Raw genomic sequence first — 13,832 nt, forward strand, 5'->3', positions numbered from 1 at the left:
TAGTTGTCATGGAGCGTTTTCGCCGCCATGTTCGAGCGCTCTATCAGAACACGGCCCCGGCGTATAGCCACGCAATGCTTCGGCAAGCAGGGAGCACACTTCCGCATCACTGGTTGGCGTAAAGTCACTATACCACATCCCGATGGCGTAGAGCATCTCAGGCGTCGCCAACGCTACCACCTCATCGACAAGCGGTTCAATCTCGGCAACGCTCTCCGGCGCGGCTACCGGCGTAGCCACCATGATCCCCGCCGGTCCACCCCGTCGGACTGCTTCGATAGCAGCCATTATCGTCATACCGGTCGCCAGTCCATCGTCGATGAGTATCACGCGCGCCCCTTCAACCGTCGGCGGCGGACGATCACCTCGGTAGAGGCGTCGGCGTTGTTCGAGGATTCGCTGCTCTTCCCTGGCAACATGGTCAATAATCTCTTCTGGAATATCGAGCTCTCGAATGACAACGTGATTGAGCACGCGCACGCCTCCCTCGGCGATCGCGCCCATCGCGAGTTCGGCATGACCGGGCACGCCGAGTTTTCGCACGAGAACGATGTCGAGTGGCGCATGGAGCGCTCGCGCCACCTCATAGGCGATTGGCACGCCGCCGCGTGGCAGTGCCAGCACCAGCAGATCGGGATGATCGGTCCACGCTGCGAGCCGCTGCGCCAGCAATCTGCCGGCTTCGCGGCGGTCACGAAAGAGCGGAGGAAACTCTTTGACTCTGATCCGCATCGCAGACGCCTCCGCGCGCCACCGGAACAGGCGGCGGAGAGCGCCAGGAACGCATGAAGGCAAGAAGGACGCTGTTGCCTGCCGCACCGTTGCGGTAGCGCATAGTGTTCTTGTAGTCTTCCTATTGTAGCGCGTCTGACGCAATTTGGGGTAGTGGTTGCTTCACGCAGCGTGATCGTCGGGATACGCCGGTTGACAGCACGGGTAGTTGGAGGGTACACTCCACTCACTCTGATACCAATGACGATTGACGATGCCGCATGCGTGTCATTCCGAGCCCTTCGCTTCGCTCAGGGTAAACGCAGCGCGGAATCTGAGCGGGTCGCGCACGACCCCTCGCGCTGCTCGGTGGCCATGCCGGATGGTCACAGGTCATTGGTATAAAACATCTATTCGTTGCAGGGCGATCTTCTCAATATTCCCCCTACTGCTGCCAATTGAAAGACACTTGTATGACGCGCGTGGATATCAAGCCAACACTTCTTCAGTGGGCTTTAGAGCGAGTCTAACAGGGAAAGGGAAAACATACGACAACGTTTTCCCCGACTGTCTGAGTGGCTTGAAGGCGAGCGCCAACCAACACTGCGTCAGATCGAGGAATTCTCCCGTGCGACCTCTACACCGCTTGGATTTTTGTTCCTGGACAAACCTCCAGAGGAAACATTACTCATTCCTTTTTTCCGCACCCTCAAGAATGAGTCGGTGCGGCGTCCGAGTCCTGACTTGATCGCGGTTGTGCAGATGATGGAGCGTCGTCAGGCGTGGATGCGCGAATACCTGCGCACAAACGAGTGCGCTCCCCTGCCATTTGTTCGTTCTGCGTCATTCCAAAGCGAACCCGAACAGATCGCGCGCGAAATGAGACGCGGTCTGGGGCTTTCGGATATGTGGTCCTTACAGGATAGGGCAGACATCTCTGGCATTATTGTCGTTGCGAACAGTGTGGTTGGGAATAACACGCATCGTCCTCTCGATCCGGCTGAGTTTCGCGGTTTTGTTCTCGTTGATGAATATGCCCCTCTTGTGTTTATCAACACTGCTGATGGTAAAGCAGCTCAGATGTTTACTCTGGCGCACGAACTCGCGCATATCTGGCTTGGAGGCAGTGCTGTGTTCGATCTGCGCGAGATGCAACCGGCGCATGATACCACCGAAATCATTTGTAATCAGGTTGCTGCGGAGTTTCTGATCCCGGCGACCAGGTTACGAGAGATCTGGGATAATGCGCGTCATTCGGGGAGTCCTTTCCAATATCTGGCGCGTCATTTCAAAGTCAGCGAGATTGTCGCTGCGCGTCGTGCGCTCGATCTTGGATTGATTGATCGACAAGAGTTTTTTGACTTGTATAGCGCCTATCGAGAACATGAATATCAGATCAGAGAGCAGACTGAGAGTGGGGGGATTTCTATGCCATCCAGACTATGCATCTTGGAAAACGCTTTGCCGCAACCGTTGTGCAGGCTGTGTATGAAGGTCGTTTACTCTTGAGGAGTGCCATTGAACCCCCATTCTGTAACCAGGATCGCATATCACTACCTCGACACCGGCAGAGGCGATCCGCTCGTGTTGCTCCACGGCTTTACCGGCAGCAGCGCAACCTGGGATGAGGTCGTGCCTCATTTCATGCAGCGCTTTCGTGTGATCCGCATCGACTTGCCGGGGCACGGGCGCACGCCTGCGCCGGTGGGTCCAACGCGTGGCGCATTGCCGTCGGTCGCAGCCGATATCGCTGCCCTGCTGCGCCATCTCAATGCGGCGCCGGCGCACCTGCTCGGATACTCGATGGGAGCGCGGCTGGCGCTTGGCATTGCAGTGTTGCACCCCGATGTGGTGCGGTCGCTGATTCTGGAGAGCGGCTCGCCAGGATTGGCGACCGAGACGGAGCGTGCAGCGCGGCGCGCCCACGACGAGGCGCTCGCCACACGCATCGAGCGGCTTGGTATCGAAGCATTTGTGGACGAATGGGAGCAACTGCCGTTATGGGCGAGTCAGCAACAGTTGCCAGACTATGTGCGGCAGCGCATGCGCGCAGAGCGCCTGCGCAACTCTCCTTCGGGGCTGGCAGCCAGCCTGCGCAGTATGGGAACCGGCGCACAACCGTCGTTCTGGGATGCTTTGCCGCATCTGACCATTCCGACGCTGGCGATCACCGGCGCGCTCGATGAGAAGTTCACCGCGATTGCCCGCCAAATGTGCGCGCGCTGCCCGGCAATGACACACCAGATCATCGAAGGCGCCGGACACGCACCACATCTCGAACGTCCGCTGGAGTTCGCGCGGTGCGTGTTCGGGTTTGCCGCCTGTTGAGATTTTTTCGTAAAGCCTGGCGCATAAGAGCGGCGTTTGAGCGCCTTCGGCATGGAGTGCGTCCTTCGGCGAACCTGCCAGTCTCATGCGGCGTCCTATCAAAAAATCGACACGTGTGAGAGAGGCAGCCGGGAGCGTGAACAAATTCCTTGCATCTTCGCGTTGAACAGCACCGACTTCGAGTGGCGCAAGCGCATCTTGCGCACCCTCACCCTGAGACAATACAAATGAGCAGGAGGTCACGGCAACCTGCGTATCCCCCCTCATACCAATGACGATTGACGATGCCGCATGCGTGTCATTCCGAGCCCTTCGCTTCGCTCAGGGTAAACGCAGCGAGGAATCTGGGCGGGACGCGCACGACCCCTCGCGCTGCTCGGGGTGACCATGCCACCGCATGCTTGTCATTCCGAGCGCAGCGAGGAATCTGGGCGGGACGCGCATGCCCCCTCGCGCTGCTCAGGGTGACCATGCCACCGCATGCTTGTCATTCCGAGCGCAGCGAGGAATCTGGGCGGGACGCGCACGACCCCTTGCGCTGCTCAGGGTGACCATGCCGGATGGTCACCGGTCATTGGTATGACACGGTTGCCTCACAGTCTAGGTGTGCAATGGCTCTTCGCGCTTTCGGCAGCGCAGGACATGTCTTCTTGTGTGATGCGGTGCAGCGGCAAAGCCGCCTCACCGCACTACCAACCGGGAGCGCCACGCTGCCGCAGGCTTTAGCGAAGCCGTTGCCGGCGATTGACATCGCCCCTGATGCGATCTGCGGCTGACCGTCTGCGTGCGTGGACGGGGGTGAAGGCGTCCACCTGCGTGGACGACCGGCTGAATGCCTGCCCGGCGCGACGTCAGTCGCCGGTTACCTGTGAACCAGCGGCACATGCACGAGGGAGGGGTTCACCACACTGTACACCTCGCCCCCGGTGTATGGCAGCTCACAATCGGGTTGCCGTCAGCGTCGACAATGTCGCTTGTGTCGGCCACATCCAGGCGCAGGGTTCCGTTCCCTTTGCTGTTGCCGGTATTTACGGCGACAGTCTGGTCTGATCGAGCGGCAGATAGCCATGAGCGCTGGGGACTGTCGCCGGGATCGGGCGCCGGAAGGGGTCATAGACCGTTTCCAACGTGCGGCGGGCGTCGCGGATCATACGCTGCACTTGGGTATCGTTGCGCTCGGGGGTAGCTTGAAACGGACTGCCGGCGGCAATCGCAACAGCGATTGTTGTGCGATCATGCCGATACCCGGGTGGATGCAATGGCGGCGCGCAACCGGATCGCGATCCGGTAGGTACTGCGTCAACCACGGGGCGAGCGACTCCAGGGCGAACGCCATAGCGTACAATAGGACCGACCGGCGCATGGGTTCCTCTGGTCTGATGGGTGGGTGAGAACTCCATCCTACCGGGTGAGTCTGGCGTCCGTCAAATCGTCTGAAGCGCATTGGAATGCGGAATGGTGTTTCAGAACACATGTACGTCATGCAGTGAGCAACAGAGGGGTATGGCCAGGGGAATCACGGGCAGGGCGGGCCGCTTACCCGCAACAGTAGGATTTACCCGTATAGAAAGCAATTTTCGCAACGTCGGGTTGCTGCCTTGATTATTGTGATAGAGATGTTCAGCAGGAAAATTCTCCCCCCTTTTAAATGGGCAGAGGAGTTCCGGTATTCCTCTTCCCAGTTTCCGCTGCATGCCGGACTTTGTTGTTGGAATGCCTGTCTGCCATGCAAACTTCTGCTTGACCCGAGAGATTCCCAAAGCGCGTTTCCAGGAAAAAGATAGACCAGGTATTACCGGTATTCTTCTTTTTCTGGGCATCTTTACCTCGCGAAACTTGCTTGTTGTGAGCCGCCCAACGGCTTGTGCTTCACCTGCGCCGCGAAGCGCAGCGGAGCGGCGTCAGGTGGAAGCGTATGTTAGCCCGCCTTTTACTTGTTGTTAACCATTGTTCGCCATTGCATAGGTGTATAACACTTTTGTGTGCCAAACAGCCGTAGCACCTTCGCTTTTAGACCCTTACCAGGATATGGCACACAAACCATTTCTTGCTCTGGATAGAATAGGTCTAGGGGTAAGCCATTTTTGCCCCAAGCATCTTGAAGAATGGCAAATTCAATTTCGGTGAGATTGAGGAACCAACAGCAGGAGTCATCGTGATGGTCAAATTTGGCAACTCGGTTTGCTTGCGGCATGGGCTGATTATCTAAGAGCAGGTAGAATAACCCATCAATCTGAGAATTTGCAAAAATCCATTGAACGAGTTCTGTGACAAAAGATGCTTTTTCCGCTGGTTCGCTCGGCAATACACCCTGCTTCTCAATAGGGCCTGGATGCTCCTTTGTAGGAGCAAGCAATTTTGCTTGATAATGCATGCACCACTGCGCTACGGTTCTTACCGTGACCAAAAAGGCCTTTTGAAAAGGAAAACTTTGCTGATCTTGCCAGTAAAAAAGTTCTGCCGCGTAAATCATTTTTGGCCTATTCTGAAACAGAGCATGGCGGGAAAGGTGTGCCAAAATGGTAGATATTGGCCAAAGTGTACATCGGCCAGGCACTTACATCGAAAGCAAGGCCAATTATTCCACCAAAGACTTCACGGGGTTCGACAAACTCTCCTTTGCTTGCCTTCAATTCTTTACAGGCCTTCCAGTCGCTTTTCCACTTGAAATGCAGGGACAAACCAACACTCGCGTAGATAAGCGCAAGAATTATCACCGCATAGACCAGTCTTTTCATTAACTTTGCTACTCACTGTTGGTGAAGGCGGGCTAACATGAAGTAGACCGACCGCCTCCGCCTATTCCAGCCAGTACTCCGTGAGACGGACGACCGTCCATCTAACCCCGCCCCGCACCGCGTTCGGCCGCTCTTCGTCCGCCGATGCCCGCCTGTCCGATGCTGGACGGAAGCCCTCTCTCCTGACACTCACGTGCGACGAAGCCGCATCGTTTGTGGAACGCCGAAGACCTCCTCGCCCAGTCCAAGAACGAACCTGAACCTCACGCGCTAGTGTTTGCGCGCATTGCGCGGCACATCACTGCGAGCATAGAGCAATCTATTTTCGATGTCAAGCGGTTTCCTCCTTCCAGCCGATCGCAAAACCCGCTCGATCATGGGCGCGGCGCGCTGCGCCGTAAACACTACGCGCGCTGCACTGAAAAAGCCTCTATCGGAATGGGTGCGGCGGTTCATGCGCTTTCATACCATACACCATCTGCACGTGATGGAATTGGGGTCTAGCGGCATATTCCCGCCCCTTCATAGAGGCGATCATCACGTTGACCGGTAAGGGGTCGTCGTGTTTGGTGCGTGGGGAGCCTGGAGACGTTTTGCGCTCTCGCCTCGCCATGTACCTCCGGTTGACCTATGCACCGGGTCTGATCCACCGATGATCAAGCGCGCCGCGCCCGATTAACTGCGCTTCGGAAAGCGTGGTCGTTCCAATTTTCGCTCTGCCTGTATCGCGCAGTTCGTAACAGCGGACAATATCGAACAGATTCAGCACGTCCCAGCCTTCGTTGAGTGTTTGCACGGCGAAGACGGCGCGGATGTGATTGTTTTTATCTTCCAGCGTGTTGACGAGTATCTGATACTTTTCCTTTTCGGTTTCGTCGTTGACCGAAAGGCAAAACTCTGAACTCGCGCTTCAGCCGCTCGGCAAGTTGGGCGGAGGAAACGCCCTGAGCGTCGAAAAAGGCAAATGCGCGGCGGACAATGTCAATGTTTGATTTGAGGCGGATGTTTTCAATCTCTTTCGCGGAGAGACGTTCTATCAGCCGATGGAAATTGGCTTTGTTTTGCTGCGATTGGGCGATGGTCTTTTGCGCCTTGAACAGGATGACGGGCTTCAGGTTGATGCGGTATTTGGCGGCGACTTCGCGCTTGTACTGGCTGAGCATCAACGCCTGAAGACGGAATCGGGGACTTCTCGTTTGAGAAATCCCATGCGCTCGACGGCGTTGAGGTTTTCGTAGAGGAAGGGTTCGGGCATAGGGTTACTCGGCTTCTTTCAATGCGCGTTCCAGCAAGTCGCTGACGTTGAGTTCGCCCGCCCATTTTCGCAGATACTCCAGGTCAAGTTCTCCTGCGCGGGTTTTTAGCACGCCGAGAACATCGCGCCACTGTCTTTCGGAGACTTCGCCGCCTAGACGATACCATTCCAGTTTGGAGAGAATCGTATCTTCTGGGCTGGCGAATTTTGCGCAGACTTCAGTCTCAAAAACGAAGGTCTGCCTTTGAGCGCGGGCAAGTTGTGATTGAAGAAAGGGGCGTGGACGCGGGATAAAAACGTCCACTTTGAACATCGTTTCGCGGTGAATGATATTGAAACTGGAATAATGTTGAATGGATTCGGCTATCATCTCGGCGTCCACATAAAATTCTTCTCGCAAGGCGGCGACAAAAGGCGCAAGGTGTTCGAGCCGCATTTCTGCCACAATGTCGGAGTCCTGCGTGGTTCGCACCATGCCATAGAGTGCGGAGGCAAGCGAGCCGCTAATGAGATAAGGGACGCCAAGACTCTCAAGAACGCTCGTTACCATGATCGTCACTTCCACAGGTTCATTTTGCATGAGGCAAGTCTCCGTACACTTTTTGCGCCAGTTCTTCTCCCAACAGCAGGCTTGCCAGCCTGCGGCGCAGTTCGGCTTCGCTGGCTTGCGGATATTGGGCGCGCAAGCCCGTCAGCGCCAACAGGCGAGCGGAGGCGTTCAACTGCGCCAGCATGTTCATCTTGCGCGTGGGGCTCGCCTGCCGCAGGAGTTCAATTTGCAGGGCTTCCATTTTGGGATGGGTATCAGAATAAAAAGAAGTCATGGCTTGCTCCAAATTACTCATTCAAGATGAAATCACCGCCTCCCGCGATGACTTTTTTCAGCCGCTCGACGGCGTTGAGGGTTTCGTAAAGGAAGGGCGTGCCAGAAATCATGCTTGAAAAATCCTATCGTTCGGTTATAATGAGGGCGCCAGCGGACAAGATTCGGCTCCATGCTGTGTGGTTGCGGGACTACGGTCTCCGAAACCCTATATCCCTGGCGTTTTATTTTGTTTGCGCCATTCCAAAGCCGCTCACGGCGGCGGCTTTTTTTGTATAGTACACGCCATAACCTGCGGCGCGTTTGTCGTCAATATCCTAAACCAGATGAACAGCATTCCACAGTAATTCAGGTAGCGGTCTTCCCCTTTCTCATAGAGACGCTGGCGCCCAGGTGAAGTAATCAGCGGCTTGCAAGCCTGCGTGCTGGGGCGGTGTGTGGAAGAGATGACGCGGATGGGCGCATTGGCAGCGACGCCCCACTGTTGGGCGAACCGCTGGCGCGCTGTTTCGAGGGCGGCTTGCAAGGCAGCGGTGCGGTCGGATGCACCGCGTTTTGCAAAGACAATTTCATAGCAGCCACCGTCTTTGTGCAGCAAGTTTTTGAACAACCGCCGTGTCAGGTAATCGTATAACTCGTTGGGACGATAACGGTAAGCGGGGTTGCGGAGATTTTGCTGGCGGACGTAATCGAGCACGCGCCATTTATCGGTGACAACCGCAAAGTAGCGTAGTCCTTCGGTTTCCCGCAGCAGGGAGAGCACTTCGCCGCGCTCGCGCGAATACTTGCCGTCAATCGTCAAGCCAATGCGGTTGCGAAAGCGGGTGTAGGAATTATCCAAAAAGTTCTTTTGGGAGATGTATTCGAGGAAGGTGTTGGTATTGAAGACCCGGTGACATTCAATCTCATCAAAAAACTTGGCTTTGATTTCCTTGTTTGAAAGCAGCAGTTTGACGAGCGCGTGGTCAATCTTCCATGCGGCGTCCTGCACGGCGGCCAGGACGAGTTCGCCGTTGTCGTCCACAAAGCGCGGGTCGGTTTTGAGCAGGTTAGTAAGTTTGGCGTTGAAGGACATCACTTGCTCCTGTGTGTCGTGAAATCGCTGGCTGAATTAAGCGGCCCAACATGAAGTAGACCAACCGCCTCCGCCTATTCCAGCCAGTACTCCGTGAGACGGACGACCGTCCATCTAACCCCGCCCCGCACCGCGTTCGGCCGCTCTTCGTCCGCCGATGCCCGCCTGTCCGATGCTGGACGGAAGCCCTCTCTCCTGACACTCACGTGCGACGAAGCCGCATCGTTTGTGGAACGCCGAAGACCTCCTCGCCCAGTCCAAGAACGAACCTGAACCTCACGCGCTAGTGTTTGCGCGCATTGCGCGGCACATCACTGCGAGCATAGAGCAATCTATTTTCGATGTCAAGCGGTTTCCTCCTTCCAGCCGATCGCAAAACCCGCTCGATCATGGGCGCGGCGCGCTGCGCCGTAAACACTACGCGCGCTGCACTGAAAAAGCCTCTATCGGAATGGGTGCGGCGGTTCATGCGCTTTCATACCATACACCATCTGCACGTGATGGAATTGGGGTCTAGCGGCATATTCCCGCCCCTTCATAGAGGCGATCATCACGTTGACCGGTAAGGGGTCGTCGTGTTTGGTGCGTGGGGAGCCTGGAGACGTTTTGCGCTCTCGCCTCGCCATGTACCTCCGGTTGACCTATGCACCGGGTCTGATCCACCGATGATCAAGCGCGCCGCGCGATTGCTGCGTCTGCTATTCAGCGTGGCCTCAAACCTGACTGATGACCGGCAATCCCTGCCAGCGGTGCGCCACCGGACTCTGCCCCGCGCCGATGGGCCGCGCGTCAGCGATGGACCCCCCGGCAGGGATTGGCGGTCCCGGTGTAGGTCCTGCTCCACCGGCAGTCTACGGGCCGGCAGGGCAATGGTCGCCGCCGCGCAGGTGCAGCCCGTGCCGCGGGTGTGGCGGGTGGGGATGCGCGCGGCGCGTAACGTGAGGTTTGTGTCCCCGTCGTAGAGCACACCACGTCACCGGAGCGGTGTCCGCCCTTCAGCAGCACGTAGCGCGAGCAAGGGCAATCTGGTCCCATGTCGCGATGCGCATATCCGCCTCGTCCTGCACCGGCCGCCCAGCAGCACCGATGCGTCGGGCAGTGCGGCATGATGACCAGGACCGGCGGCGACAGCGCCTCGCGCAGGGCGCTCACCGTGACGGCAGCGAGCAGCCGGTCGCCGTGCTTGACCACCATTGACCACCATCACCGGATCGACCACCGGTTGCCGCACCTCGGAGCGGCGCAGAACGTCGGCCACGCGCTCGATGATCGGCGCCGCGCCGGGCATGCCGGTCTTGACCGCGTCGGCGCCGATGTTGTCGAGCACCGGAGTGATCCGGGCGACCACCAGATTGGGCGAAAGCAGTTCGACCGCCTGCGTGCCGAGGGTGTTCTGGGCGGTGATGGCGCCGGTCTCGTAGACGCCGTGGGCCATACACAGAACTTCAGGGCGGCTTGAATGGCGCGCCTCTGCCCACGTCGGAGCCGGCAATGGTGGGGGCTTTGTGCCTGGTGTTCCTCCTATACTGTTCACCCCTGCATTCTCGTTGGGATGGGCCCGGGGATGCGTAGCCTCCTCGCAACTCCCGTTCCGCCCGTGGCGGGTTATACCAATGACCGGTGACCATCCGGCATGGTCACCGGTCATTGGTATTATCCGCCCACTGTGATCTGCTCTTCAGCAACCCCCGGCGCCACTTCGATGGGAATGTCCGTCTCGCGGAGCAGCCTGGTCACAATATCGCCGGTGAACCAGTGGCGCCAGGTGCGCGGGCGCGGCTTGCCGACGATAATGCGCTGCACGTTGTGGTCGTGCGCATAGCGGAGAATGGAATCAACCACCCGATGACTGTCGATAACCCTGACATGGGCGCCCAGATCGCGCGCCAGGCGCAGGTTGCGCTCCAGTTGCTGCGCGGCGCGCGCCGAGCGGCGTGTGGCAGCGCCCGGTGGCTCGACGTGCAGCGCCAGCAACTCGGCGCCCAATTCGACCCCGACCCGCGCCGCATAGCGGATGACCGCCTGCGATTGCTCTTCTTCACTGATGCACACCAGAATGCGCACCGGCGCAGCCCGTTGTTCGGTCACATGTCGCTCGCAATGGCTCAAAAGGCAAACCGGACCGTCTGGTGGCGTCGCCGCCACCACTTGAAGATTTCGTCCACCAGCAACATAATTGCCGGGAAGGAGATCAGCATGAGCCAGAGTTCGGGCGGCGGCGGCACAAAGTTGAAAAGTGTCGCCAGCGGTTCGACATAAACCAGCGCCAGCATCAGAACCACCGAGAGCAGCGTTCCGATCACCAACGCCCGGTTGGTGAAGAGACCAATGTGAAAGACCGAACTCCGGCGCGTTCGGCTGGCGAATGCCACCCCGACCTGCGCCATAACGATTGCCATATAGGTCAGGGTCGTCGCCTGCGCGTAGAGGTCGCCACTGTTATCCATCGGCATGCCTGGCCGCCACCCGGCGCTCCAGTACACCGCGAAGAACGCCAGCAGCGCCAGCATACCTTCCAGCATTCCCAGCATCGCAAACGTCCGCAGCAATGTTTCACGGTCGAGCAGCGGCGCCGTGCGCGGACGCGGCGGATGTTCCAGAATGCCGGGTTCGGGAGGCTCGGCGCTCAACGCCACCGAGGGAAGCAGTTCCGTTCCCACGTCGATCGCCAGCACCTGCAACACCGTCAGCGGCAATGGAATGCCGGCGACGACGCTCACGACGATCACTGCGGCTTCGGCGACATTGTGCGCAAAAATGTAGGCAGCGAGTTTCTGGATGTTGGCGAAAATCGCGCGCCCTTCCTCGATCGCCAGGAGCAGACCGGCGGGATGTTGTGCGTTGAGCACAATGTCGGCGGCGGCAAGCGCGACTGCCGTTCCCGATGCGCTGACGACCACGCCAATTTCCGCCTGCCGTAGCGCCGGCGCATCGTTGATGCTATCTCCCAAAAACGCTACCACCTCGCCGCGTTGCTGCAATGCTTCGACGATCCGCCGTTTATGCACCGCATCCATTTGCGCAAATATCACATCTTCCAGCGGTGCGAGCAGCAGCCCAAGATTGGCGCTGCTCATATCGTCGAGATCGGCGCCGGTGACGATGTGGACGTGCGGTGTATCGATCAACCCTACCCGCCGTGCCGCTGCTTCGGCAGCCAGTCCATACGCACCGGTGACGACAATCACCCGGATTCCTGCCTTATGACATCCTTCGATCAACCGGACGACTTCTGGTTGGGGCGGCTCCTGGAGCGCCGCAAAACCGAGAAACGTCAGATCGTGTTCGATATCGCGCGCGCGCCACATCATCCCTTCCTGTGGCTCTTCGAGTGTGCGCATTGCGAAGGCGACCACTCGTTGGCCGGTTCGGGCGTGATCATCGATGATCTGCTCGATTTCCTGGCGCGTCGCTTCATCCAGCGCCGTCGCCATCCCGCGCCGCTGGATGGCGACGCAGAGGGAGAGAACGACGCGTCCGGCGCCGCGCACATAGGCAGCCAGTTCACGCTTCCCATTGCGCTCAATCGTCACCACCACACTGCCGAGTTGACGGCGCGGCTCGTGGGGGAAACTCTGCAACCGCACCACGTGATTGCCAATCGATGCGTCATTAATGCCGCCGCGCGCTGCGGTCGCCAACAGGGCGCCTTCCAGGGGATCGCCGACAATGTGCCAATCGGGGTTGCTGGCGTCGGGCGGCAGCAGACGCGAATTGTTGCACAACACCGCCGCGTGCAGCACGGCAGTCAGATCGGGGTTCGACGAAACCCGCACCAGTGCGCGTTCGTGCAGAAATGCACCTTCCGGTCGATAACCGCTGCCGGTGGCGGTATAAACTCGTCCGCCTGCCCAGATAGCGTTGACCGTCAGGGCACTGCCGGTCAACGTCTCAACCCGATCAAGGCACAGCACCGTCGCCGAACTCAGGCTTTCGACCCCCGCCAGCCGACGCACCAGCACGCCATAACGCGCCAGGCGTCGCCGCGCCAGCGCCAGCGCCAGCGTGACCGTTGGCAGCAACCCTTCTGGCACGAATGCCACGATCATGCCGATGGCAAAAATGATGCCAGCCTGAACGGAAAATTGCTGTCCTACAACCGTCAACAGAAACGCGCCAATCCCGGCGACAATCGCCACACGGGTGATCGTGGCGGCGAGCGCGTTCAATGCCTGCCCCAGCGGACTTGGTTCGGCGCGAAGCGCTGCGGTGCTTTCGGCAATCGTGCCCAGCAGGGTCTGCATCCCAGTATGCACAACGACCAGGCTGCCCTGTCCTTCGAACACAACCGTGCCCGCCAGCAGAATGTTGGGACGTTCGACCAGCGCCAGCGTCGGATCGGGCATCGCGCCGGCCACTTTGGTCACTGGCGCAGCATTGCCGGTCAGCGCAGTCTGCTTGACACGCAACCCATCACTGGAGATCAGGTAGCCGTCCGCCACAACGACCGTGCCCGGTTTCAGCGGCAGAACATCTCCAGGAACGACCTCGGTTGTCGGTATCTGACGCACCTGACCGGCGCGACGCACATAGGCGGTTGCGGGCAACAACTGGCGCAGCGCGGCGATGGCGCGTTCGGCAAGATACTCCTGCCAGGCGGTGAACACGCCATTAAGGAGGGCAACAACCAGGATGATCCACCCGATAATAGGCGTATCGCTGAGGAATGCCAGGAGACCGGCGATCAAGAGGATCAGCGAAATCCAGTTGGCGAAGGCCGCGATCAGGCGGCGAAGTGTCGAGACCGGCAGGGTATCGGCAATCGCATTGGGACCGTAGCGTTCACGGCGTCTCCGCGCCTCTGCTTCGTCGAGGCCGTGTGGTGCAGTCTGCAACGCGGCGCAGACCTCAAGCGGCGACATTGCCGCAATCTGATCGAGCGAGTGGTCCGACACGACGCTC

16 protein-coding genes are annotated in these 13,832 nt (G+C 58.7%); 3 read left to right on the plus strand and 13 right to left on the minus strand.

Annotated features, from left to right (window positions below; translation table 11 throughout):
• Positions 1–6: 6 nt before the first annotated feature.
• Positions 7–732, minus strand: coding sequence for a phosphoribosyltransferase (locus tag RCAS_RS06680; protein ID WP_012119835.1), 726 nt, complete (start codon positions 730–732; stop codon positions 7–9).
• Between the two features lie 633 nt (positions 733–1,365).
• On the opposite strand from RCAS_RS06680, the gene RCAS_RS06685 reads away from it, so the two are divergent.
• The 3 genes from RCAS_RS06685 (at position 1,366) to RCAS_RS24965 (ending at position 3,815) form a co-directional block, all read left to right on the plus strand.
• The gene (locus RCAS_RS06685) at positions 1,366–2,220 is read left to right on the plus strand and encodes an ImmA/IrrE family metallo-endopeptidase (RefSeq protein WP_012119836.1); all 855 of its coding nucleotides are present in this window, start codon (positions 1,366–1,368) and stop codon (positions 2,218–2,220) included.
• A gap of 3 nt (positions 2,221–2,223) precedes the next feature.
• Positions 2,224–3,039, plus strand: coding sequence for a 2-succinyl-6-hydroxy-2,4-cyclohexadiene-1-carboxylate synthase (gene menH / locus RCAS_RS06690; protein ID WP_198136015.1), 816 nt, complete (start codon positions 2,224–2,226; stop codon positions 3,037–3,039).
• A 611-nt stretch (positions 3,040–3,650) separates the two neighbouring features.
• Positions 3,651–3,815 (plus strand): hypothetical protein, encoded by a 165-nt coding sequence (locus RCAS_RS24965; protein WP_157042572.1) that lies wholly within the window; start codon positions 3,651–3,653, stop codon positions 3,813–3,815.
• 252 nt (positions 3,816–4,067) lie between these two features.
• Here the strand turns inward: RCAS_RS24965 and RCAS_RS06695 are convergent, their stop codons facing one another.
• From RCAS_RS06695 to RCAS_RS06730, 12 genes are all read right to left on the minus strand, one after another.
• On the minus strand, positions 4,068–4,346 hold the full coding sequence (locus tag RCAS_RS06695) for a hypothetical protein (protein WP_041330316.1): 279 nt from the start codon (positions 4,344–4,346) through the stop codon (positions 4,068–4,070).
• 623 nt (positions 4,347–4,969) lie between these two features.
• Entirely contained in the window at positions 4,970–5,512 is a 543-nt protein-coding gene (locus tag RCAS_RS24970) for a hypothetical protein (protein WP_157042573.1), read from the minus strand.
• A 7-nt stretch (positions 5,513–5,519) separates the two neighbouring features.
• On the minus strand, positions 5,520–5,777 hold the full coding sequence (locus RCAS_RS24975) for a hypothetical protein (protein WP_157042574.1): 258 nt from the start codon (positions 5,775–5,777) through the stop codon (positions 5,520–5,522).
• A 628-nt stretch (positions 5,778–6,405) separates the two neighbouring features.
• The gene (locus RCAS_RS24980) at positions 6,406–6,573 is read right to left on the minus strand and encodes a hypothetical protein (protein WP_157042575.1); all 168 of its coding nucleotides are present in this window, start codon (positions 6,571–6,573) and stop codon (positions 6,406–6,408) included.
• 28 nt (positions 6,574–6,601) lie between these two features.
• Complete coding sequence (locus tag RCAS_RS06705) at positions 6,602–6,940, minus strand: hypothetical protein (RefSeq protein ID WP_041330320.1); 339 nt, start codon at positions 6,938–6,940, stop codon at positions 6,602–6,604.
• Between the two features lie 96 nt (positions 6,941–7,036).
• Complete coding sequence (locus RCAS_RS06710) at positions 7,037–7,612, minus strand: hypothetical protein (RefSeq protein ID WP_012119839.1); 576 nt, start codon at positions 7,610–7,612, stop codon at positions 7,037–7,039.
• Positions 7,602–7,856 carry a hypothetical protein gene (locus tag RCAS_RS23240; RefSeq protein WP_049768803.1) on the minus strand — a complete coding sequence of 85 codons (255 nt, stop codon included), beginning with the start codon at positions 7,854–7,856 and terminating at the stop codon, positions 7,602–7,604. Before RCAS_RS23240 ends, RCAS_RS06710 begins: the two co-directional genes overlap by 11 nt.
• A gap of 252 nt (positions 7,857–8,108) precedes the next feature.
• Entirely contained in the window at positions 8,109–8,930 is an 822-nt protein-coding gene (locus tag RCAS_RS06715) for a site-specific DNA-methyltransferase (protein ID WP_012119841.1), read from the minus strand.
• A 550-nt stretch (positions 8,931–9,480) separates the two neighbouring features.
• On the minus strand, positions 9,481–9,897 hold the full coding sequence (locus RCAS_RS26455; RefSeq protein ID WP_157042576.1) for a bifunctional hydroxymethylpyrimidine kinase/phosphomethylpyrimidine kinase: 417 nt from the start codon (positions 9,895–9,897) through the stop codon (positions 9,481–9,483).
• A 6-nt stretch (positions 9,898–9,903) separates the two neighbouring features.
• The gene (locus RCAS_RS23860; RefSeq protein ID WP_041330321.1) at positions 9,904–10,365 is read right to left on the minus strand and encodes a bifunctional hydroxymethylpyrimidine kinase/phosphomethylpyrimidine kinase; all 462 of its coding nucleotides are present in this window, start codon (positions 10,363–10,365) and stop codon (positions 9,904–9,906) included.
• Between the two features lie 218 nt (positions 10,366–10,583).
• On the minus strand, positions 10,584–11,018 hold the full coding sequence (locus tag RCAS_RS06725; protein WP_012119843.1) for a universal stress protein: 435 nt from the start codon (positions 11,016–11,018) through the stop codon (positions 10,584–10,586).
• 17 nt (positions 11,019–11,035) lie between these two features.
• On the minus strand, positions 11,036–13,825 hold the full coding sequence (locus RCAS_RS06730) for a cation-translocating P-type ATPase (RefSeq protein WP_012119844.1): 2,790 nt from the start codon (positions 13,823–13,825) through the stop codon (positions 11,036–11,038).
• Positions 13,826–13,832 lie beyond the last annotated feature (7 nt).

It is taken from the genome of Roseiflexus castenholzii DSM 13941 (assembly GCF_000017805.1).
Taxonomy (GTDB): Bacteria; Chloroflexota; Chloroflexia; order Chloroflexales; family Roseiflexaceae; genus Roseiflexus; species Roseiflexus castenholzii.

Coding starts and splice junctions, on each gene's coding strand:
- RCAS_RS06680 (WP_012119835.1), bottom strand. CDS start 732: ATGCGGATCAGAGTCAAAGAGTTTCCTCCGCTCTTTCGTGACCGCCGC.
- RCAS_RS24965 (WP_157042572.1), top strand. CDS start 3,651: ATGGCTCTTCGCGCTTTCGGCAGCGCAGGACATGTCTTCTTGTGTGAT.
- RCAS_RS24970 (WP_157042573.1), bottom strand. CDS start 5,512: ATGATTTACGCGGCAGAACTTTTTTACTGGCAAGATCAGCAAAGTTTT.
- RCAS_RS24975 (WP_157042574.1), bottom strand. CDS start 5,777: ATGAAAAGACTGGTCTATGCGGTGATAATTCTTGCGCTTATCTACGCG.
- RCAS_RS06705 (WP_041330320.1), bottom strand. CDS start 6,940: ATGCTCAGCCAGTACAAGCGCGAAGTCGCCGCCAAATACCGCATCAAC.
- RCAS_RS06710 (WP_012119839.1), bottom strand. CDS start 7,612: ATGCAAAATGAACCTGTGGAAGTGACGATCATGGTAACGAGCGTTCTT.
- RCAS_RS23240 (WP_049768803.1), bottom strand. CDS start 7,856: ATGACTTCTTTTTATTCTGATACCCATCCCAAAATGGAAGCCCTGCAA.
- RCAS_RS06715 (WP_012119841.1), bottom strand. CDS start 8,930: ATGTCCTTCAACGCCAAACTTACTAACCTGCTCAAAACCGACCCGCGC.
- RCAS_RS23860 (WP_041330321.1), bottom strand. CDS start 10,365: ATGGCCCACGGCGTCTACGAGACCGGCGCCATCACCGCCCAGAACACC.